Source organism: Acidimicrobiales bacterium (assembly GCA_016794585.1).
GTDB lineage: Bacteria > Actinomycetota > Acidimicrobiia > Acidimicrobiales > DATDAH01 > JAEUJM01.
Genome location: JAEUJM010000015.1, coordinates 15811 through 34613, shown reverse-complemented (window position 1 = coordinate 34613; position 18803 = coordinate 15811). Strand labels below are relative to the sequence as shown.

Annotated in this window: 20 protein-coding genes and 1 pseudogene; 9 read left to right on the top strand and 12 right to left on the bottom strand. The window is 72.9% G+C overall.

Annotated elements, in window-relative coordinates; translation table 11 throughout:
* Positions 1 to 14: 14 nt before the first annotated feature.
* The gene (locus JNK12_08020) at positions 15 to 194 is read right to left on the bottom strand and encodes a hypothetical protein (GenBank protein ID MBL8775861.1); all 180 of its coding nucleotides are present in this window, start codon (positions 192 to 194) and stop codon (positions 15 to 17) included.
* Positions 195 to 511: 317 nt separating this feature from the next.
* Here JNK12_08020 and JNK12_08015 point away from each other — a divergent pair, with 317 nt between their 5' ends.
* Entirely contained in the window at positions 512 to 1813 is a 1302-nt protein-coding gene (locus JNK12_08015; protein ID MBL8775860.1) for a 6-phosphofructokinase, read from the top strand.
* 69 nt (positions 1814 to 1882) lie between these two features.
* Here the strand turns inward: JNK12_08015 and JNK12_08010 are convergent, their stop codons facing one another.
* From JNK12_08010 to JNK12_07985, 6 genes are all read right to left on the bottom strand, one after another.
* Complete coding sequence (locus JNK12_08010) at positions 1883 to 2848, bottom strand: amidohydrolase family protein (protein MBL8775859.1); 966 nt, start codon at positions 2846 to 2848, stop codon at positions 1883 to 1885.
* 151 nt (positions 2849 to 2999) lie between these two features.
* Positions 3000 to 3740, bottom strand: coding sequence for a class I SAM-dependent methyltransferase (locus JNK12_08005; GenBank protein ID MBL8775858.1), 741 nt, complete (start codon positions 3738 to 3740; stop codon positions 3000 to 3002).
* Positions 3741 to 3768: 28 nt separating this feature from the next.
* The gene (locus tag JNK12_08000) at positions 3769 to 5319 is read right to left on the bottom strand and encodes an acyl--CoA ligase (protein MBL8775857.1); all 1551 of its coding nucleotides are present in this window, start codon (positions 5317 to 5319) and stop codon (positions 3769 to 3771) included.
* Positions 5320 to 5471: 152 nt separating this feature from the next.
* Positions 5472 to 5693, bottom strand: coding sequence for a hypothetical protein (locus tag JNK12_07995; GenBank protein MBL8775856.1), 222 nt, complete (start codon positions 5691 to 5693; stop codon positions 5472 to 5474).
* Positions 5690 to 8074: a right-handed parallel beta-helix repeat-containing protein gene (locus tag JNK12_07990; GenBank protein ID MBL8775855.1), complete on the bottom strand. Its 2385-nt coding sequence runs from the start codon at positions 8072 to 8074 to the stop codon at positions 5690 to 5692. Before JNK12_07990 ends, JNK12_07995 begins: the two co-directional genes overlap by 4 nt.
* Positions 8075 to 8236: 162 nt before the next feature.
* Positions 8237 to 8962, bottom strand: a complete 726-nt coding sequence (locus tag JNK12_07985; protein MBL8775854.1) for a hypothetical protein — start codon at positions 8960 to 8962, stop codon at positions 8237 to 8239.
* 349 nt (positions 8963 to 9311) lie between these two features.
* Between JNK12_07985 and JNK12_07980 the strand changes: the two genes are divergently transcribed.
* Positions 9312 to 9818 (top strand): YceI family protein, encoded by a 507-nt coding sequence (locus JNK12_07980; GenBank protein MBL8775853.1) that lies wholly within the window; start codon positions 9312 to 9314, stop codon positions 9816 to 9818.
* A 180-nt stretch (positions 9819 to 9998) separates the two neighbouring features.
* On the opposite strand, the gene JNK12_07975 is transcribed toward JNK12_07980, so the two are convergent.
* Positions 9999 to 10832, bottom strand: a complete 834-nt coding sequence (locus JNK12_07975; GenBank protein ID MBL8775852.1) for an LLM class F420-dependent oxidoreductase — start codon at positions 10830 to 10832, stop codon at positions 9999 to 10001.
* A 214-nt stretch (positions 10833 to 11046) separates the two neighbouring features.
* Here JNK12_07975 and JNK12_07970 point away from each other — a divergent pair, with 214 nt between their 5' ends.
* The 4 genes from JNK12_07970 to JNK12_07955 are packed head-to-tail and all read left to right on the top strand — an operon-like array spanning position 11047 to position 13100.
* The gene (locus tag JNK12_07970) at positions 11047 to 11559 is read left to right on the top strand and encodes a hypothetical protein (protein MBL8775851.1); all 513 of its coding nucleotides are present in this window, start codon (positions 11047 to 11049) and stop codon (positions 11557 to 11559) included.
* A 3-nt stretch (positions 11560 to 11562) separates the two neighbouring features.
* The gene (locus tag JNK12_07965; GenBank protein MBL8775850.1) at positions 11563 to 12417 is read left to right on the top strand and encodes a hypothetical protein; all 855 of its coding nucleotides are present in this window, start codon (positions 11563 to 11565) and stop codon (positions 12415 to 12417) included.
* Between the two features lie 58 nt (positions 12418 to 12475).
* Positions 12476 to 12727, top strand: coding sequence for a hypothetical protein (locus JNK12_07960; GenBank protein MBL8775849.1), 252 nt, complete (start codon positions 12476 to 12478; stop codon positions 12725 to 12727).
* Between the two features lie 10 nt (positions 12728 to 12737).
* Entirely contained in the window at positions 12738 to 13100 is a 363-nt protein-coding gene (locus tag JNK12_07955; protein ID MBL8775848.1) for a hypothetical protein, read from the top strand.
* On the opposite strand, the gene JNK12_07950 is transcribed toward JNK12_07955, so the two are convergent.
* Positions 13091 to 13435: a hypothetical protein gene (locus JNK12_07950; GenBank protein ID MBL8775847.1), complete on the bottom strand. Its 345-nt coding sequence runs from the start codon at positions 13433 to 13435 to the stop codon at positions 13091 to 13093. The two genes, JNK12_07955 and JNK12_07950, sit on opposite strands and share 10 nt — an antisense overlap.
* Positions 13436 to 13528: 93 nt before the next feature.
* Here JNK12_07950 and JNK12_07945 point away from each other — a divergent pair, with 93 nt between their 5' ends.
* The 3 genes and pseudogenes from JNK12_07945 to JNK12_07935 all read left to right on the top strand — a co-directional run bounded on the left by JNK12_07945 (position 13529) and on the right by JNK12_07935 (position 17726).
* Positions 13529 to 16537 carry an ATP-dependent DNA helicase UvrD2 gene (locus tag JNK12_07945; protein MBL8775846.1) on the top strand — a complete coding sequence of 1003 codons (3009 nt, stop codon included), beginning with the start codon at positions 13529 to 13531 and terminating at the stop codon, positions 16535 to 16537.
* Between the two features lie 219 nt (positions 16538 to 16756).
* Positions 16757 to 17587 (top strand): carboxypeptidase regulatory-like domain-containing protein, encoded by an 831-nt coding sequence (locus JNK12_07940; protein ID MBL8775845.1) that lies wholly within the window; start codon positions 16757 to 16759, stop codon positions 17585 to 17587.
* A gap of 7 nt (positions 17588 to 17594) precedes the next feature.
* Positions 17595 to 17726: pseudogene (locus tag JNK12_07935) on the top strand (HRDC domain-containing protein).
* A 19-nt stretch (positions 17727 to 17745) separates the two neighbouring features.
* On the opposite strand, the gene JNK12_07930 reads toward JNK12_07935, so the two are convergent.
* The 3 genes from JNK12_07930 to JNK12_07920 are packed head-to-tail and all read right to left on the bottom strand — an operon-like array spanning position 17746 to position 18739.
* Positions 17746 to 17994 carry a hypothetical protein gene (locus tag JNK12_07930; GenBank protein ID MBL8775844.1) on the bottom strand — a complete coding sequence of 83 codons (249 nt, stop codon included), beginning with the start codon at positions 17992 to 17994 and terminating at the stop codon, positions 17746 to 17748.
* Between the two features lie 30 nt (positions 17995 to 18024).
* The gene (locus JNK12_07925) at positions 18025 to 18396 is read right to left on the bottom strand and encodes a DUF86 domain-containing protein (protein ID MBL8775843.1); all 372 of its coding nucleotides are present in this window, start codon (positions 18394 to 18396) and stop codon (positions 18025 to 18027) included.
* A 40-nt stretch (positions 18397 to 18436) separates the two neighbouring features.
* Positions 18437 to 18739, bottom strand: a complete 303-nt coding sequence (locus tag JNK12_07920; GenBank protein ID MBL8775842.1) for a nucleotidyltransferase domain-containing protein — start codon at positions 18737 to 18739, stop codon at positions 18437 to 18439.
* Positions 18740 to 18803 lie beyond the last annotated feature (64 nt).

The window sequence follows — 18803 nt, the reverse complement described above, 5'->3', positions numbered from 1 at the left end:
TCACGCGCCCGCCGTCACTCCTTCGTGGCGACGTGGTTGGGAACGACGTTGATCTTGGTCTCGTAGATGGTCTTCTCGAGCTCGTGCTGCTCGCCCCCGAGGGTGGCCCGCAACTGGTCGCGGCAGGGGTCGCACGGCCCGTAGAAACGGGCGGCGGCCGGCTGCCCACAGCGGGGGCAGTCGAACTCGTGCAGCTCGCTCAGGTCGCTCGTCACCATGCTCACGACGCCCATGCTCGCAGACCCGAACCAACGAGGTCGACGACCCTCATCGTGCCGCGGGAGCTGCGCTCGATCCTCACCCGCGGGCGACGGCTGGCGCCGTCGCGATCGGGGCGGCACCCGCTCGTCGCGACTCGGTCGAGTCGGTGGATGATCGGGATGCTCGCCGGCGGCAGCGAGCTGCCCCTCATCGATGACGGGCGGGTGAATTCCGGCCGGGGGCCGCTCGGGGCGAGACGAGACGGCGCGGAAGCGGCCATGCTGGGAGTGGTCGAGACCGGAGGGTGCACATGACCAACGACGCCAAGCTCGGGATCCTCGTCGGCGGCGGCCCCGCGCCGGGGATCAACAGCGTGATCGGGGCGGCCACCATCCGCGCCGAGCTGGCCGGGGTGCCCGTGATCGGCATCCGTGACGGCTTCGAGCACCTCATGGCCGGCGACACGAGCCATGTCACCGAGCTGACGGCCGAGTCGGTGAGCCGCATCCACTTCCGGGGCGGGTCGATCCTTGGCACCGCCCGGGCCAACCCCACCAAGGACCCGGCCCTGCTCGACGCCTGCATCGACTCGCTCGGGCGCCTCGGCATCACCCACCTGATCACCATCGGCGGGGACGACACCGCCTACTCGGCCATGCGCCTCGCCGAGCGCTCCGAAGGCCGGCTCCAGGTCGTCCACGCCCCCAAGACCATCGACAACGACCTCGACCTGCCGCCGTGGGTGGACACCTTCGGCTTCCAGACCGCCCGCCATCAGGGTGTGGGGATCGTCTCGAACCTCATGACCGACGCCAAGACCACGGGGCGCTGGTACTTCGTCATCGCGATGGGACGGAAGGCCGGCCACCTCGCCCTCGGCATCGGCAAGGCCGCGGGGGCCACCATCACGTTGATCCCCGAAGAGTTCGGCGACCACATCGCGCTGTCCGAGCTGGTCGACACGCTCGTGGGCAGCATCATCAAGCGTCGCCGAGCGGGTCGCCGCGACGGGGTGGCGGTGATCGCCGAGGGCGTGGTCCTCAGCCTCGACCCCGCCGAGCTCGAAGAGCTCGAGGACGTGGAGCTCGACGAGCACGGCCACGTCCGCATCGCGGAGATCGACATCGGCCAGATCCTCAAGGTGAAGGTGCGCGAGCGCCTCGCCGAGCTCGGCATCAAGACCACCATCGTGGCCAAGGACGTCGGCTACGAGCTGCGGTGCGCCGACCCCATCCCGGTGGACATGGAGTACACGCGCGACCTCGGCTACTGCGCCGCCAAGTACCTCATCTCCGGGGGCAGCGGCGTGATGATCACGATGCAGGCGGGGCACTTCGTGCCCGTGCCCTTCGCCGAGATGCTCGACCCCGAGACCGGCCGCACCGCCGTGCGGGTGGTCGACGTCAACTCCACCCGCTACGCCATCGCCCGCCGCTACATGCTGCGGGTGCGCCGCGACGACTTCGACGACGCCGACGAGCTGGCGGCGCTGGCCGACGCCGCCGGCCTGTCCGTCGACGCCTTCCGGGCCATGTTCGAGCCCATCGTGGCCAAGGAGCCGCCGGCACTCGACCTCCACGTCGCCGCCGCCGACGCCCCGCCCCCGGGCTGAGCCCCCCACTTCGTTCTGGTATGGAGTTGGCAACACCTGCGTGGCAGGGCGTGTACGAACGGGGCGGCGTCAGACGCGGTAGACGCGGCGGGCGGTGCCGGCGAAGAGCTGGGCCTGCTCGTCGGCCGGGTACTCGGCGGCGATGCGCTCGAAGGCCTCCCACACCACGGGGTAGTCGACGCTGATCTTGTCGACCGGGAAGTTCGACTCGAACATGCACCGGTCGGGGCCGAAGCAGTCGATGGCGTGGCGGTACCAGCGCTCCTGCACGGCGAGGAACGCGTCGACGTCGGGGCGCTCGCCGCCGAGGGGCCAGAAGCCGTTGTCGGGCATGGCCAGGCCGCCGAGCTTGGCCACGACGTTCGGGCAGGCGGCGAGCTCGGCGAGCTGCGGGCACCAGGCCTCGAAGATCTCGTCGTGGCGGCCGGCCCACACGCCGACGCCGAGCGGCGTCGAGAAGTGGTCACAGACGATGGTCGTGCCGGGCACCGCCCGGGCCAGCTCGATCAGGTCCCCGAGCTGCACGTGGTACTGCCAGGTGTCGTAGGACAGGCCCCGCTCGCCGAGGTGGGCGACGCCGCGACGGAAGTCGGCGTCGGTCGAGCGATCGGGGTCGGCGCCGCCGGGGATCATGAGCGTCATCCCCGACGGGACGCTGGCCAGCGCGTCCCGGATGCCCCGGAACCGCCCGCCCGCCGCCGACTCGTGGGCGTCGAGCACCTCGTCGAGCTGGTCGATCGGCAGGCTGAGGTCGGCGTGGCCGACGATCCCGACGATGGTGGCGCCCGGCGTCCGCTCGCTCTCGTCGGCGAGGCCGGCGACGTACTCCGTCTCCCCCACCGGGCGGAGGTGCTCAGGGCCGTCGGGCCGGTAGGAGGCGTGGCACTCCATGAAGATCGTGGCCACGACCTCCGGCACCGTGTCGGTGTCGGCCCGCAACTCGTCGAGCCCGTAGGCCCCCATCGCCCCGCCGGCGAAGTCCGCCGGCCAGAGGTGGTGGTGCGGGTCGACGATCTCGCGCGTGGTGGCCCCCATGGCCGCGGAGCCTACGACCGGCGCCGGCCACGGGCCGCCCAGCGCCCTCTCGCGCCACCCGACGCCGCCGGACGACCGAGCCCTGCCGAACTGGCTCCCGATTCGGTCGTCCTGGCGATCGGATCGGGAGCCAGAAGCGACGACCCGGCCGTCAGTCCGGCGGGCGGTGGGCGACGACGACCATGAGGCCCTCCATGTTCGTCTCGGTGCCGAAGCTGAGGCCGATGTCGACGGCGAGGCCCTCGGCCTCGAGCAGGGGGCGGACGACGCCCTCCACGTCGACCAGCACGTTGTCGTGGCGCTCGAAGCCGCGCTCGTAGGTGCCGTCGGGACGCCGCATGAAGGTGGTCATCAAACGGGCGAAGTGGTCGGGGGCGTCGCTGGCCCGCTCGATGATCAGCGCCCAGTCGTCACCCAGCCACGGGGTCGGGGGCCTCGCCATCTGGGCGTCGCGGGTGGTGAGGTCCTCGAGGTCGAGGGCCAGCACACCGCCGGGGCGCAGCGCCCGGGCGCAGGCGACGAGCGCCGCCTCGAGGGTGGTCCGGTCTGGCAGGTAGCTGAGGGCATGGCCGGTCGACACGATCGCGTCGCACTCGGGCAGCGGGTCGTCCGGCAGCGCCAGCACCCGGTGCTCCTCCGCCTCCGGTGCATACGACCGGGCGAGGTCGAGCATGTCCGGCGAGGCGTCGGTGGCGATCACCCGGTGGCCGGCGCCGAGCAGGTGGCGGGTCAGCAGCCCGGAGCCGCAACCCACCTCGACGACAAGGCCGTCCCGCCGCCGCACGTCGTCGAGCAGGGCGAGGATGCCCGGCGCACAGGCGTCGGCGTGGAACCCGAACCCCTCGTGATGGATGCGCGACAGCGCCGGCCGGTAGTAGCGGTCGTCCCCCATGCCCCCATGGTGGCCGACCGCCCGCCCCTCAGCCGTACTGCTCGCGCAGCTTGTACTTCAGGATCTTGTTGAGGGTCTCGTTGCGGGGCAGGGCCTCGACCACCTCGAGGCGCTCGGGGATCTTCTGGGTCATGAGGCCCGCGTCGCGGCAGAGCGCCACCATCTCGTCGAAGGTGAGCTCGTCCTCGCCGGGGGCGGCCTGGACCACGGCCACCACCATCTCGCCCCGCTCGCGGTCGGGCACGCCGATGACGGCCACGTCGCCCACCTTCGGGTGGGTGTAGAGGACGTCCTCGATCTCCTTGGCGGAGATGTTCTCGCCCTTGCGGATGATGATGTCCTTCAGGCGGCCGGTGAGCACGATGTGGCCGTCCTCGCGCAGGTGGCCGACGTCGCCGGTGCGGAAGTAGCCGTTCTCGTCGAAGGCATCGGCGTTGAGCGACTCGTCGGTGTAGCCCTTGAAGACCATCGGGCCCTTGAGGCGGACCTCGCCGTCCTCGCCGGCGGCGCACACGTTGCCGTCCTCGCCCACGATGCGCACCTCGCAGGCGTAGACGGGCTTGCCCTCGGTGTTGGCGAGCTGGTCCTCACTGTCGCTGGGCGAGCCCTGGGCGATCATCGGGCACTCGGTCATGCCGTAGCCGTGGAGGGTGCCGAGCTCGCAGAGCTCGCGCTTGACCTCGTAGTAGATCTCGGGCGGCTTGGGTGCCCCGCCGCCGGCGAGCAGGCGCAGCGAAGGCAGGATCGGGGTGGACGGGTCCTTGCGCTGCTCGGCGAGGAACATCAGGTAGTGGGCGGTCGAGCCGCCCGCCGAGGTGACGCCGTACTCCCGGAACGCCGGCAGGATGGCCTCGAGGTTGAAGCCCTCGACGATGACCGCGCCCACCCCGGTGACGAGCATGAGCACGAGGTAGTCGGGGCCGGCGATGTGGGCGAAGGGGAAGGCGATGGAGCCGAGGTCGACGTCCGGGTCCCACTCGATGGCGTGGGCGAGGCCGTAGCCGCCGGCGATGAGGGTCTTGTCGGTGTGCTGGACGCCCTTCGGGTCCGACGTGGTGCCCGACGTGTAGTAGAGCCAGCGGACGTCGTCGCCGGACTCGGGCGGCGGCGGGAGGGTGGACGGGTCGCCCTCAGGGAGATCGCTGTACGCCGAGAGCACCTGCACGGGCGGCTCGACGTCGGCGCCCAGGCGCTCGGCACGGGCGTTGTAGTCGACGCCGAAGAGCTCGCCGGGGCCGAGGTAGAGCTTCGGGGCGAACTGGTGGAGGGCGAAGTCGACCTCCTTCTCCCCGTAGATGTGCAGGATCGGGTTCTGCACCACGCCGAGGCGGGCGAGGGCCACCGAGGCCACGACGGTCTCGATGCGACTGGGCAGCTGCCAGGTGACCTTGTCGCCCGGGCCGATGCCCATGGCCTGGAAGCCGGCGGCGACCCGCTCGGCACGATCGTGCAGCTCACCGAAGGTGAGGGCACGGCCGTCCGGGTCGACCAGCACCCGGGCGTCGGGCGACAGCGCCGCACGGCGCTGCACCAGCTCCCACATCGTCTCCGATTCCTGCAGCGGCGTCTCGTCGGCCATTCGGTCCTCCCCTCGTCCGGGCGTCGGGCCCGGCACACCAGATCGCTTGTCGTCGGTCCCGGTCGGCGGCACCCGAGGGTCGTCGCCGACGAGGGGTCAGTGTGGCATGGCGCCGAGCCGGGCGGTGGCGTCAGGGCGCGGCCCGTCGCCGGTCACGGCCAAGGCGTGCCGTAGTTCGTGCAGCCGCTGAGGTCGGTCTTTGCCTGGGCATGGCGCATCACCGGGTTCTCCGAGGCGAAGTTGTCGTGGAACGAGCAGTCCGCGAACGCCGCGGTGGCCCCCTTGCCCACATAGACCGCCCCGGACCACCAGGACTTCCTGATCTGGACCGGGGCCTTGATGTGGTGCACCTCCGTGCCGCGGACGGAGATCACGCCGTCCTTGGCGACGCGGATCGCCGCCGCTCCGGTGCGGTGGATCTCGGAGTCGACGATCTCTGCCCGACCCTTGGTGACGTCGACGCCGAACCCGACCGTCTCGTGGATCGTGGCGTCCGTGAGGCTGATCGACCCGCCGTCGACGTCGACCCCGTTCCTCTTGGCGCCCGAGACGTCGAGGTGTCGGAAGGTCCCGACGGCCGCACCCTCGACGGCGATGCCGTGCCAGGAGCACCCCGCGATCGTGATCTCTTCGAACACGGGCTGCGCCTCGCCGGAGACGGCGACCCCCGACGGCCCACGTCGCCGATGGTGCACCGCGTGAGCCGAGGCGCGCCGCCGAGCACCGCGATGCCCGAGCCCCCGGCGCCCTGCACCTCGAGGCCCGAGAACGTAGGGACGCCGCCGGTCTCGACGATCACTCCCTGCTTGCCCGTCCCCGTCACCCGCCCGTCCTCGAACGTGCCGGCGCCCCGTTCACTGACCCAGACCCCGCACGATGCCCCGCCCTCGACGGTGAAGTCACGGAACGTCGGGTTGCTCTCGTCGTCGGCGACCGCGATCGCCGGGAAGTGCTTGCCGTTCAGCACGGCGCTCGAGCCCTCGATGCGGACCCGCTCGAACCTGCCCCGCCCGGCGGTGTAGACGACGATGCCGTGACGGGTGAGCTTGCTCATCGTCACGTCGGTGAAGGTGGGGTCGGCCCCTCCGTCCACCTTGATGCCCGCCAGCGTCGATCCGGTGACCACCACGTTCGCCCAGGTGCCGGCGCTCTGCTCGGTGAGGTGCAGCGCGTGGCCCTTGGAGCCGTGCACCTGCAGGCCGTCGGTGGTGGGCGTCGACGCGCCGTCGACCAGGAGGCCGGTGGTGACGGACGAGATCTCGCAATCGGCGAGACGAGGGGCGGAGGCGCCGGTGACGAGCACGCCCTGATCGGTCACCTCGTGCACCCGCAGGCCCTCGACGTCGGGCCGCGAGCCACCGCTGACCACCAGGCCCACCGCGACCTTCGTCACGTTGCAGTGCAGCAGGCGGGGGGACGAGCCGCCGCCCACGCAGAACCCCTCGGTGCCGGCCGCCCCGCCCCCGACCACCGCCACCCGGTGCAGCTCGGGCGCCGACGGGCCCGCCACCTCGACCCCCACGGCCGGCTCGCCGGCGACCTCCAGGTCGGTGAAGGTGCCGCCGGCGCCGTCCAGGATGGCGACGCCGGTGCGGACACCTTCGATCCGGCAGTCCTTCACCCACGGCGCGGCCCCCTCGCCCGACACCGCCAACGCGGTCCCGGGGCTGGCGAGGACCGCCGCCTCGTAGCTGCCGAGGGCCCGCGCGACGTGCAGCGCGCTCGTGCCACCGCGGACCTCACCGCCATGGAGGACGGGATCGGCGCCGTCGCGGACGTCCAGCCCGTGTTCCCCGCCCTCGATCCGGCAGTCCTCGAGGCGGCCGTGGGTGTCTTCGCCGAACACGACGCCCACCTGCACCTCGGCGATCTCGCACTGGCGCAGGACGGGGCGGACCGTGTCGCCCTCGATGATCACCCCGGTCGACCGGTCGTGGCCCCGAGCCGAGACCGCGCAGCCGTCCAGGGTCACCCGGCCGGCGGCGACCCGGACGCCCACGCCGTCGCGTCGGGCCGCGGCCACGACGGTGAGCCCTTCGACGAGGCCTTGCGGAGCCGTCCAGGTGAGGGCCGTCCCGTCGTCCACCTCGAGGACCACCTCGTCGCGCTCGCCCTCGGCCACGATCTGCAGCTCGCGGTCCACGGTCACCGCCTCGAGGTAGTGGCCGGGCCGGACGTAGATCGTCGAGCCCGTGGGGACGGCACGGGCGGCGGGTGCGATCTCCCGGAAGTCGGCCTCGCCGTGAGGGGCGACGATCACCGTCCTGGGATCGTTCGCGGCCGGGCCCGGGCCGGAGAGCCGCTTGCCGATCTCCTCGACGAAGGTGGGCACGAAGCGCTCCATGAAGCCCTTCTTCAGCAGCGGCTGGGCCTCCATCGAGCCGAGCTTCTTGAGCCCGTGCGGGAGTCGGTTCGTGTCCAGCTTGGTGACGTCGTCGACCAGGGCGAGGAAGATCGGGACGCCCTGGCGGAGCGCGGCCTGCACCTCCTGCTTGTGCACGTCGCGCTCACGGGAGGCGGCCTTGCGCTCGAACTCGTCGAACCACCGCTGGCCGATGACCACGACCATGGCGTCGGTCTGGCCCAGGGCCTCGTCGATCGCCTCTTTCCAGTTGTCGCCCCAGTAGAGGCTCTCGCCGTCGTAGAAGATCCGGTCGTTGCCGAACTCGCGGACGAGGGCGTCGCGGATGCGACCCGCGGTGCTCTCGGTGTCCGCCTCGCGGTAGCTGACGAAGATCTTCTTCCCGTCAGACATCATCGATCTCCACGTCGCCGATTGCCGTGCGGGTGCACGGGAGCGACGCCGTCGCGCCCCGCCTGCGTGACCCGTCCCATCGCCCGAGCCTGCCCGTCACCCACTGATCCGCCCACAGAATAGCGGCGCCGCGGTGACCGTCTCCCGGTGGGAGCGTGCGGCTCAGACCCGTTCGGCGACGAAGGTGCCCTCCAGCACCGGGAAGCCGTCGGCCTGGAGCTCGGTCTCGCCGGTGTCGCCGGTGATCTCGCCGCAGATGGCGGTGTCGGTGATCTCGGTGACGCTCACCGAGTGGAACCCGATGGGCAGGACCCGGTCGTCGCCGAGGTAGAGGGCCTCGAAGCTCACGCTCGGCGGCACGTCCGGGATGGTGGCGTCGGGGTCGGTCAGGTCCCCCGGTGAGTCGACGGCGCCCTCCCCCGTCTCGAGGGCGCGGTACTCGCCGGCGGTGATCTCGCCCTCTCCGCCCGTGGAGATGGTGACCACCATGATGAGACCGCCGGCGGGGACCTCGGGGTCGCCGACGGGCGCCGACAGCCCGAACTGCGGGTCGGCCGCCACTTCATAATCGGCGAACACGAAGCTGGCGCTGCTGCCCGAATCGTCGGCGAACGAGGTGGCGACGTCCACGGGCCCGCTGGCGAGTGTCACCGGGTCGCCGGCGGCGCCACGGGCCGACTCGCCGTTCACCACCTCGAGGGTGGTGGCGTCGGGGCACCCGCCGACCGCGCTGTCGGCCTCGCTGTCGTCGGTCGTGGCGACGGAGGTCCCGACCGTGGTGTCGTCGGCCGGGGCGGCATCGTCACCGCCGCCGCTGCCGCAAGCCGCCGCCGCGAGGGTCAGGGCCGCGACGGCGCCCGCCTTCCGTGCCCAACCTGACCGTCCCATCGGGTGCCCTTCCATCGCGTCCGTCGCGTGCTCGATCGTCCGGCCCGAGCGGGCCGGCGGGCGAGGGTACTGCGCGCCGGCCGGCAGCCTCGACGACCGAGGCGGCGGTGGCGGCTCGGGCCGATGCCCACACGACCGCGGCGGCGGCTCGGGCCGACTTCCGACCGGACCGAGGCGGCAGTGGCGGGTCGAGCCGTGGCCCGACCGGACCGAGGCGGCGGTGGCGGCTCGGGCCGGCTCCGACCGGACCGAGGCGGCGGTGGCGGCTCGGGCCGGCTCCCGATCGGACCGAAGTGCGGGCGCCGACCCGGACCGTGGGCCATCGCCCCGCCCGCGCCACACTGGCGTCGTGCGCCACGAGCTGGACCCCGCCCGGTCGACGGTGACCGTCCACGCCTCGTCGAGCCTGCACCCCATCACCACCGACGCGCCCGCCACCGGCTGGCTCGACGTCACCCTCGACGCCGACGGCGCGCTCGACCCGACCGCCCCGGTCGCCGGCCGCACCGAGATCGCACTCGGGTCGATGCGCTCGGGGAACCCGCTGATCGACCGCGAGGCCGAGCGCCGCCTCCACCTTCGTCGCTTCCCCACGGTCACCGGGACGCTGACCGGACTGGTGCCGGGCGCCGACGGGCACGCCGGCGAGGGCACCCTCGACTTCCACGGCGTGCAGCGGCCCCTCGAGGGCGTGCTGCACCTGTGGCGGGACGACGACGGCAGCCTCACCCTCTCGGGTACCACCGAGCTCGACGTCACCGACTTCGACGTCCAGCCTCCGAGCCTGCTGGTGGTGAAGGTCCACGCCAGGGTCCGGGTCGAGCTCGCCGCGATCGCCCTCCCCGCCGGCGCCTGACGAACAGGTCCTCCCCGCCACGAGAGCGACCCGACCCGGGAGGTCGTCGGTGAGGTCGAGCGGGCGACGGGCCCGCGCAAGGACCGTGCGTGCCGGCGACGATGAGGGTGGAGGCGAGAGCGACCGGAATCCGGAGGTGCTCGCCTCCACCTCACCCGCTCGGCGCCCGCCGCCGGCGCCTCAGCGGGGCTCGAGGCCGACGAGGTCGGCGAGCAGCTCCATCGAGCGGAGCCAGTCGTCGAGGTCGTTGCGCCACGGGGCGGCGACGACGTAGCTGACGCCGGCGGCCTCGTAGCGCTCGCGCTCGTCGCGGATGCGGTCGTGGTCCATGCCCTGGGGGTCCCAGCCGGTGCGGAGCGAGATGGTGAACCCGGGCTCGGGGCGCTCGGCCCGCAGCGCCTCGATGGGCGCCCGCACCTCGTCGGGGTCGAGGCCGATGAGGTGGAACCCGTCGCCCTTCTCGACCGCCCGCCGGCGGGCCCGGGGCCCCGAGCCGCCGACCCAGATCGGGATGTCGTGGGCGGGCTGGGGCAGCACCCGCAGGTCGTCGAAGCTCGTGAAGCGGCCGTGGAAGGTGGCGGGGTCGTCGCGCCACACCGTGCGCCAGAGGTCGAGCATCTCGTCGAGGCGGTCGCCCCGGTCGCCGAAGTCGTAGCCGAGGGCGGCGTACTCCCCCGCCGACCATCCCACGCCGACACCGACGGTCAGTCGGCCGCCCGACAGGTTGTCGAGGCTGGCGAGCTGGTTGGCCGCCTCGAGCGGGTTGTGCTGGGGGGCGACGAGCACGCTCGTGCCGAGGCCGATCTCGGAGGTGAGCGCCGCCGCCCAGGTGAGGGTGACCATCGGGTCGTAGAGGTAGGGCGACGGGTAGTCCTGCGCCGCGGGCTGGACCAGGTGGTCACTGACCCAGAGGCCGGCGAAGCCCCGCTCCTCGGCCAGCTTCGCCGCCCGCCCGACGGCCTCGGCGCCGGCGACCCGGCCGTACTGCGGAAGGTGGATCCCGACCTGGAACATGGCGACGTCCTACCAGACGGCGACCGGCCCCGGGCCGGCGCCGGCGCCGGCGCCGGCGGTCGTTGGCGAGCAGTGGCCCGACCCCGCCCTCTGGAACCGCCGCAGGCGGAACCCGTCGGGTAGGCGACGGAGATCGACCCTCCCCCCGCCGGTCGTCCCGGTCCTCTTACGCATCTTCATGGCTTTTCAGTACTTTCCATGCTAGCCCTGAAGCATGCACACCTACACCCGCCGCTGGACGGACGACTCGCCGTCGCCCGAGATCACCACCTACCGCTTCGAGGACGCCCTCGACCTGGTCGCCCTGGCCGAGGTCGACCGCCTCATCGGGTGGAAGACCTGGCCCGAGGTCTGGCACCTCGACGACACGGGCCGGTTCCGCTGCTACTTCCGGGCCTCGACGCTCGACGGTGTCAAGCGCTGGGCCGACGACCCGTCCGACCTCCACCGGTCCCGCATCGCCGGCCTCGCCGACGGGGGCTGCCCGAAGCGCTGGCTCATCGTCGACTCCCGGCCCACGGGCATCCGCCAGCCCGTCGACGACGGCGACGCCGAGGCGTTCCTGCGCCTCCGCGACGAGCTCGCCACCGTCGGCCTGACCCTCCTCGACGCGGTCGTGTTCGACGACAGGTGCCACTGGTGGTCGATGCACGAGGAGACCAGCGGCACGACCCGCTGGCCCGAGCCCGGCCCCAGCGACTTCGACGCGATCGCCGTCGGCGAGTAGGTCATGGCCGCGCCCTCGCGCCCACCTGACCCGTTCGAGCTGGTGCAGGACCACCTGCGCCCCGCCGTCGCGGCATTGCTCGAGACGCTGGGCCCGTTGCCCCTCGACGACCTCTACGGGCTCATGCACCGGGCCGGGCTGTTCGCTCCGCTCGATGCCGTGGAGGAGGGGGACGACCACCGCTGGATGATCGAGGATCTCACCGAGTTCGGCTTCGACGGGTTCCACCGCACCGGCGACGACGTGATCGCCTTCGTGCCCGCGATCGCCGACGGCATGGTGCTGTCCCACGTGCTGACGCCGTCGGAGCAGCGGCGTTCCCTGCTCGACCTCGGCCTCGACCTCTGCGTGATCACGGCCCACCGGCATCGGTACCAGCTGGCGTCCGGTGGTGAGGTGAAGGTGGCGCGCTCCTACCCGACCCCGGAGCTCACGGCGTCGGCGCGCGCCCTCGGGTTCGCCACCGACGACGAGGCCGACCCGCACGGCTCGCTGGCCGGGCCGCGCGGATGGCTCGATCCCTTCAGCGTCGGCGACGTGCTGACGGTCGGCGTGTCCGGCCGCACGCTGGCCGTCGGACGCACCCACTTGCGGTGCCTCCCGCCGCTCGCCCGCTCACCCCTGGTCGCCGCCCTCGATCTGGCCGCCCGGCGGCGGACCGAGGGCGCGTACGACGAGTACGTCGTGCTCGACGGTTATCCCGAGGATCTGGTCCTCGACTCCCTCGCCCACCATGCGCACCTGCTTCGGCTCCCCGACCTCCCGGTGTCCACGGCGTTCACCCACCTCGGCATCGAGTGGGACGGCGACACCCTGATCCGCCGGCGCCAGCACGCCGCTTCCGGTGCGCTCCCGTGAGCGAACCCTCGGTGCCAGTCTGGTACCACCGGGCGCTTCGGCTCGCTACGATCGGAGCGTGGATGTGAACGTGAAGAACGTCGACCCCGAGGTACTGGCCCGGCTGTCCGAGCAGGCCGCGGCCGAGGGGATGAGCCAGCAGGAGTGGATCCGCCAGACCCTGCGGCGAACCGCCGCCCGGCTATCGCCTTCCGAGCTCGTGGCCCAGCAGTCGCTCGTCGCCGACCCGATGACGGACGCCGAGTTCGCCGCCATCCAGCGTCGGGTCGCCGACCGCCGCCGCGCCGCCATCGAGCGGCTGGGCGACTGACGGGCGCCCCATGCACGACAGCGTCGTGGCCGACGCCAGCGGCTTGTTGGTCTTGGCGGGGGTGCTCGAGGGCACGCGCCACGGGGTCGACGAGGTGCTCGCTCTGGACGCCACAACACTGCTGCTGGCCGAGTACCTCGCCGTCCGCCACGAGGGGGCGCCCGACCGCTGCCGGTCGGACTACGCCGCCGTGACCCGGATCGTCGGCGAGTGGTTCCCGGCGCGGCCGCTCGCCGTCGACGCCGCCCTCGGCGACCTCCACGACGGCCTCGACACCGCGGTCACCCTCCGCCTGGCCGAGACGCTGGGCGTGCCGCTGGTGACGAAGCGCGCCGGCGCCGCCAGCGACACCGTCACCATCCTCTACTGCTGACGATCGCCGGCCCACCGCGTGAGCAGGTCGGCCAACAGCTCATCCGACGGCAGCTCGTCCTCCTCGTCCCACTCGTCGGGCGGGAACTCGTCGAAGGGGCAACCGCACGAGATCAGCTGGCGCCGACACCGCGGGCACTCGGCGATGTCGCACCCGAGGTGGTGGGCGCCGCCGGGCTGGACGCCGCAGTCGCCGCACCGGCCCTTCGCCCGACCCCACCCACGCTCGGATCCCCATCGGGCCAGTGGGAACGCCTTCCCGTCGATGTGCAGCTCGGTCACCACGCAGGAGGTGGCCACGAGCATCTCTTGTTCGCAGTCGTCACAGATAGCCATGCGCCCATCGTGGCGACGCCCTGTGACAGTCAAACTCGCCGCGGGCGACCCTCGCGGCGGATAGAACGAGCGGATGCTGAGCAGGCGGCGCTGATGCCCATCGCGTGTGGGAACTGCGGCGGCGCCCACGAGACGGTGTCCGAGGTGCGCGCCTGCCACCAGGTGACGCCGTCGGCCCGGGGCGACGTGCCGGAGCCGGACGACGACTCGTACGGCTGGATCGACACCTCCAGCGATTCTGTGCCGGCACGCGCCAACCGCCCCGGCCGGTCGTCAGACCGCCCCGCTCCCCCGGCGCCCGACCGCCCAGGCAGGTCGCCCGACCGCCCCGGCAGGTCGTCAGAGCGCCCCGCTCCCCCGTCACCCGAGGCGCCGGCGCCGGCCGCGCCCGTCCACGCCGGTCCGGCGGCGCTCGGACGCTCGCTGGTGGTCCGGCCTGGCCAGGACGCCCCGGCGGACTGGGCGGCGTGCCCCCGCGTCGTCCTCGACGACGAGGCCCTGCGAGACCCCGCCGCCGTCATCGACCAGCTCGCCGGATGGTGGACGGCGCGCCGGCCGTACGTGGTCGAGCTCGCCGCCACCCTCGACCGCCACCCGGCCGAGACCGACGACCGAGAGCCGTGGCGCCTCGACCCCTCGTTCACCTTCCCCCTCGACCGCTTGGTCCACCTGGTGTGGTCCAACGCTCTCGACCTCCGTGACGGCGGCGTCCCCACCAACGAGGCGGTCACCGCCGCCGTGGCCGCCGGCACGACCATCGCCCCCGAAGGCACTGCCGACGTCCGGACCGCCTCCGGCGAGCCGGCGTGGTGCGACGGCGGGCCGCTCAACCTCGACCTCGACCTGGGCGGCGCCGCCGCCGACGGGCTCCCCGTCCTGCACCGGACCTGGCTCGAGCACGGTCGGGTCACGCCGCTGGCCAACCCGGCACCGACGGCCGACCTCGCCGCCGACCAGCTCGCCGCCGTCACCCACCGGGGCGGACCGTGCCGGGTGATCTCGCCGGCGGGCTCGGGCAAGACCCGCACGCTCACCGAGCGGGCCCGCCACCTCGTCGCCGGGTGCGGGCTGCCGCCGACCGCGCTCACCCTCGTCGCCTACAACACCCGAGCCGCAGGCGAGATGCGCGAGCGCCTCGGCGAGCTGCCCGGCCTGCAGATCCGCACCCTCAACTCGTTGGGCCTCGCCATCGTCGGCGGCACCGGCCCGTTCCGCCGCCCCGGCGCCCGGCCGCCCCGCGTGCTCGACGAGCGGGAGGTGCGGGACCACCTCGAGCGCCTCGTGAAGTTCCCCCGGCGGGCCAACACCGACCCGGCGGCGCTGTGGATCGAGGCCCTGGGCCAGGTGCGCCTCGGCCTGCGTGACCCGACCGAGGTCGAGGCCGACTACCAGGGCGACGTCGACGGGCTCGCCGACGTCTTCCCCCGCTATCGAGAGGCCCTGCGGCGTGACGGTGCGGTCGACTTCGACGAGCAGATCTACCAGGCCGTGGAAGTGCTGCTGCGGGAGCCCGAGACCCGCCGGGCCGCCCAGCGGACGTCCCGGGTGATGCTGGTCGACGAGTTCCAGGACCTCACCCCCGCCCACCTGCTGCTCATCCGCCTGCTCTCGGCGCCGGCCCACGACGTGTTCGGCGTCGGCGACGACGACCAGACCATCTACGGCTACCAGGGGGCCGATCCTCGCTGGCTGATCGACTTCGCCGACTACTTCCCCGGCGCCGCCAGCCACCCGCTGACCGTGAACTACCGCTGCCCGCCGGCGGCCATCGACGCCGCCCGGAACCTCCTCACCCGCAACGCCCGGCGAGTGCCCAAGACGGTCGAGCCGGCGCCCGGCCGGGTCGATGAACAGGGCGCGCTGCAGGTCGTCACCACCGCGGACGGGACGGTCGGGGCGACGGTCGACGCCGTCCGCGCCCAGCTCGACGCCGGCGCCGCCCCGTCCGACGTGGTCGTGCTGGCCCGGGTGAACGCCGCCCTGGCCCCGGTGCAGGTGGCGCTCGCCGTGGGCGGGATCCCGGTCGACCCGGTGCCGGGCATCCGGGCCTGGCTCCAGCGCACCGGGGTGCGGGCGGCGCTGGCGTGGCTCGACCTGGCCCTCGACCCGCGACGCCTGTCGGGCGCGGCCATCCGGGAGGCGGCCCGCCGTCCCCCGCGCGGGCTGTCGCCAAAGCTGATCGACTGGATGTCCGAGCAGCGCGACCAGGGCGGCCTCGAGCGCCTCGCCGGCCGGGTCAGCCGGGAGCGCGACCAGGAGAAGCTGCTCGCCTTCCTCGCCGACCTGCGCCTCGTCGCCGGGGTCGTGGCCGGAGGCGGCGACACCGCGGCGGTGATGGCCACCGTCCGGGACCGCATCGGCCTCGGCGGGGCGGTCGAGTCGCTGGACCGGTCACGGGGGCGGGTCGACCGGTCCACCCACGGCGACGACTTCGACGCCCTGCACCAGCTCGCCACCCTCCACCCCGACCCTCGCACCTTCCGGCGCTGGCTCACCGACCAGCTCAACACCGAGGTGCCCGCCGGCGAGGGCGGCCGGGTGCACCTGTCGACGGTCCACCGGGTGAAGGGCCTCGAGTGGCCCCACGTGGTGGTGCACGAGGTGTCGGATCGCCTGTTCCCCCACCGCCTCGTGGTCGGGCTCGACGGCCGGGAGGAGGAGCGCCGCATCTTCCACGTGGCCCTCACCCGCTGCTCGGCGTCGGTGACCGTGGTGGCGCCGGCCGACGCGCCGTCGCCCTTCCTCGGTGAGTTGGCCGCGCCCGGCGAGCCCCCGCCCCGGCCGGCCCCGACGCCGGCGCCGTCTCGGCCGACGGCGGGCGGAAAGCCGAGCGGCCCGAAGGAGCCCGCCGAGCCGATCGACCCAGCGGCGTGGAAGCAGTCCCACGCCCTCCACGAGGCGCTGCGCCAGTGGCGCAAGGCAAGGTCGACCGCCGACGGCGTGCCCGCGTTCGTGGTGTTCGCCGACCGCACCCTCGACGACCTCGTCGCCCGCCGCCCCACGACCTTCCCCGAGCTCCTCGCCTGCCACGGCATCGGCCCCGCCAAGGTCGAGAACTACGGCGACGAGCTCCTCGCCGTCATCGCCGAGTTCTCCGACTGAAGCCGAAGGACACGCAGGGCCAGCACGCAAACTCGGGCACTCCCCAGCGGCCCACCGGCAGCGCCCGCTCCCGCCGATGACGCAACGGCCCGGCCGCGCACGCGCAGTCCGAGCGATACGAAGGGAGCAACCCCCCGTCGATCACCGGGCCGGTGCCCCGCTGCGATCGTCGCCGCCCCGACTGGGGAGCCCCCGATGCGGCGCCGGTAGGGTCCCCCGATGCTGTTCCCCCGACCTCCCGTCGCCCTGCTCGCCTCGATGGTGGTGGTCGTCGGCGTCAGTGCTGGATCGCCGGCGCCCGCGATGGCGGCCGGGGCCACCGCGACCATCACCGGCCGGGTGACCGCCGAGGCCGACAACCAGCCCATCGCGGGGCTCTACGTGATCATCTCGCAGAGCGACCCGTCGGACGGGACGGCGGTCCAGACCGACGCCGACGGCAAGTACGAGCTGACCATCCCCGTCAACCCGGGGAACTACTTCATCTACTTCACCGAGGCGTCCTACAACCCGTTGTACGCGAGCGAGTGGTGGAACGACGCCGGTCGCCGTGCGGACGCGACGCCGGTGCCGGTCACGGCGGGGGCGACCACGGCGAACATCGACGCCCGCCTCGCCGTGGACCGTCAGCCCGACCTCACCGTGCGCCAGGGCCGCTTCGGCGCGGAGGTCGGCCTCGGCACGATCAACTCGACCGGCCAGGGCCAGACCCGGAGGGCCAGCGTCGGGCGCGGCGGCTCCGTCAGCTACGTCGTTTCGGCCATCAACACGGGCAGGGTCCCCCAGTCGCTCAGGCTGACGGGAACGACGACGACCGCCGACTTCCGCGTCCGCTACACCGTCGGCGGCACGGACGTGACCAGGCAGGTGACCCTCGGCGAGTACGTGACGCCGGAGCTCGAGGTCGGATACGCGACGGACCTGAAGGTGACGGTCACGGCCCGCAGTGGTTCGGTGCGCGGCGACGTCGCCAAGGTGCGCGTGACCGCCCGGTCCGACGCGCCACCGAACCAGAGCGACACCGTCAAGGCCGTGACCACCCGGACCTGATGCCCGCACCCTCGACGACCTCGTCGCCCGCCGCCCCACGACCTTCCCCGAGCTCCTCGCCTGCCACGGCATCGGCCCCGCCAAGGTCGAGAACTACGGCGACGAGCTCCTCGCCGTCATCGCCGAGTTCTCGGACTGAGGCGGCGCCTGGCCAGCGATCAGGCGACGACGCGGCTGAGAAGGTGCCGGTTCTTGGCCACCGAGCCCGGCAGAACCGCGAAGTGGACCTGCCCATCAGGATCAACAGCCGCGATGCGAACCACGGCACGGGCCTCGCCGTTGCCGGCGAGGAGCATCGCCCCAGGCACCACCCGCTGGGGGTCGACGGCGTCGGCGATCGTCGACCAGCCGAGGCCGTCATCGTCCTCGGCGTTCAGATCCGCCACGAGATCGAGTTCGTCAGACATGTTGGTGCCCTTCTCGAGCGGGCGTGACCGTCACCGGCGACTGCGGCCGACCACTGCGGTCCATTCGATCACGAGCTCACTGGCGAGGTCACGAGGTGCCATCGTGGTCCGAGCCGTCGTCGGTCGTGGGTGCCCTAGCGCCTCCGCGACCTGAGGAAGGTCTCGTTCAGCGATGTCCCAGAGCAGGCCACGGTCGACCCGGTGATAGGCGTGAGCGAGGATCGTCCGGGTCGCAGCCAGCTCCCGCCACGCAACCCGTGGATGGGCGGCTCGGGTCTCGTCGTCGATCTGGCTGGCAGCCTCACCGGCGATCTCGACGATCCGTTCCAGAGCGAGCCAAGCACGGGCTCGGCCTCCAGGGCGGGTCGACCGCGCTCGACGAGCTCCGCTGCGGTCACGCACATCCGCCGGATGTCGTTGAGGCGCTTCCAGTCGCTGCGGCTCACAAGGCGACGGCCTGGGCGCGTACGTCCTCGTCTTCTGGCAGCAGGCTGCCCGCGGAAACGACGTCCACCCCGACGCCGAGCAGCTCCTGCAGCTCGAGCTCCAGCCTGGCCAAGTCGAACAGCGAGGCGCCCGGTTGGAACTCGACGAGGAAGTCCACATCGCTCTGCGGTGACTCATCGCCCCGCGCGACCGAGCCGAAGACCGTCGCGGAGGCGCCCCGGTGGCGCGCCACCGCCGCCTTGATCTCGTGGCGGTGCGTCTCGACGAGCGCCCGCAGCGGGCGCTGCGACTCGGCCATCCTCGAGATCCTACGACCGTGCACAGGCCGCGTCAGGACCCATTGACGAACCGGTCGAGCATGC

Bases quoted from the DNA above. Each gene is read 5' to 3' on its own strand.
- JNK12_07985 (MBL8775854.1), bottom strand. From the start codon at position 8,962: ATGGGACGGTCAGGTTGGGCACGGAAGGCGGGCGCCGTCGCGGCCCTG.
- JNK12_07940 (MBL8775845.1), top strand. From the start codon at position 16,757: ATGCTGTTCCCCCGACCTCCCGTCGCCCTGCTCGCCTCGATGGTGGTG.
- JNK12_07950 (MBL8775847.1), bottom strand. From the start codon at position 13,435: ATGGCTATCTGTGACGACTGCGAACAAGAGATGCTCGTGGCCACCTCC.
- JNK12_07990 (MBL8775855.1), bottom strand. From the start codon at position 8,074: ATGTCTGACGGGAAGAAGATCTTCGTCAGCTACCGCGAGGCGGACACC.
- JNK12_08015 (MBL8775860.1), top strand. From the start codon at position 512: ATGACCAACGACGCCAAGCTCGGGATCCTCGTCGGCGGCGGCCCCGCG.
- JNK12_08005 (MBL8775858.1), bottom strand. From the start codon at position 3,740: ATGGGGGACGACCGCTACTACCGGCCGGCGCTGTCGCGCATCCATCAC.
- JNK12_08010 (MBL8775859.1), bottom strand. From the start codon at position 2,848: ATGGGGGCCACCACGCGCGAGATCGTCGACCCGCACCACCACCTCTGG.
- JNK12_07975 (MBL8775852.1), bottom strand. From the start codon at position 10,832: ATGTTCCAGGTCGGGATCCACCTTCCGCAGTACGGCCGGGTCGCCGGC.
- JNK12_07920 (MBL8775842.1), bottom strand. From the start codon at position 18,739: ATGGCCGAGTCGCAGCGCCCGCTGCGGGCGCTCGTCGAGACGCACCGC.
- JNK12_07945 (MBL8775846.1), top strand. From the start codon at position 13,529: ATGCCCATCGCGTGTGGGAACTGCGGCGGCGCCCACGAGACGGTGTCC.
- JNK12_08000 (MBL8775857.1), bottom strand. From the start codon at position 5,319: ATGGCCGACGAGACGCCGCTGCAGGAATCGGAGACGATGTGGGAGCTG.
- JNK12_07965 (MBL8775850.1), top strand. From the start codon at position 11,563: ATGGCCGCGCCCTCGCGCCCACCTGACCCGTTCGAGCTGGTGCAGGAC.
- JNK12_07970 (MBL8775851.1), top strand. From the start codon at position 11,047: ATGCACACCTACACCCGCCGCTGGACGGACGACTCGCCGTCGCCCGAG.
- JNK12_07955 (MBL8775848.1), top strand. From the start codon at position 12,738: ATGCACGACAGCGTCGTGGCCGACGCCAGCGGCTTGTTGGTCTTGGCG.
- JNK12_07930 (MBL8775844.1), bottom strand. From the start codon at position 17,994: ATGTCTGACGAACTCGATCTCGTGGCGGATCTGAACGCCGAGGACGAT.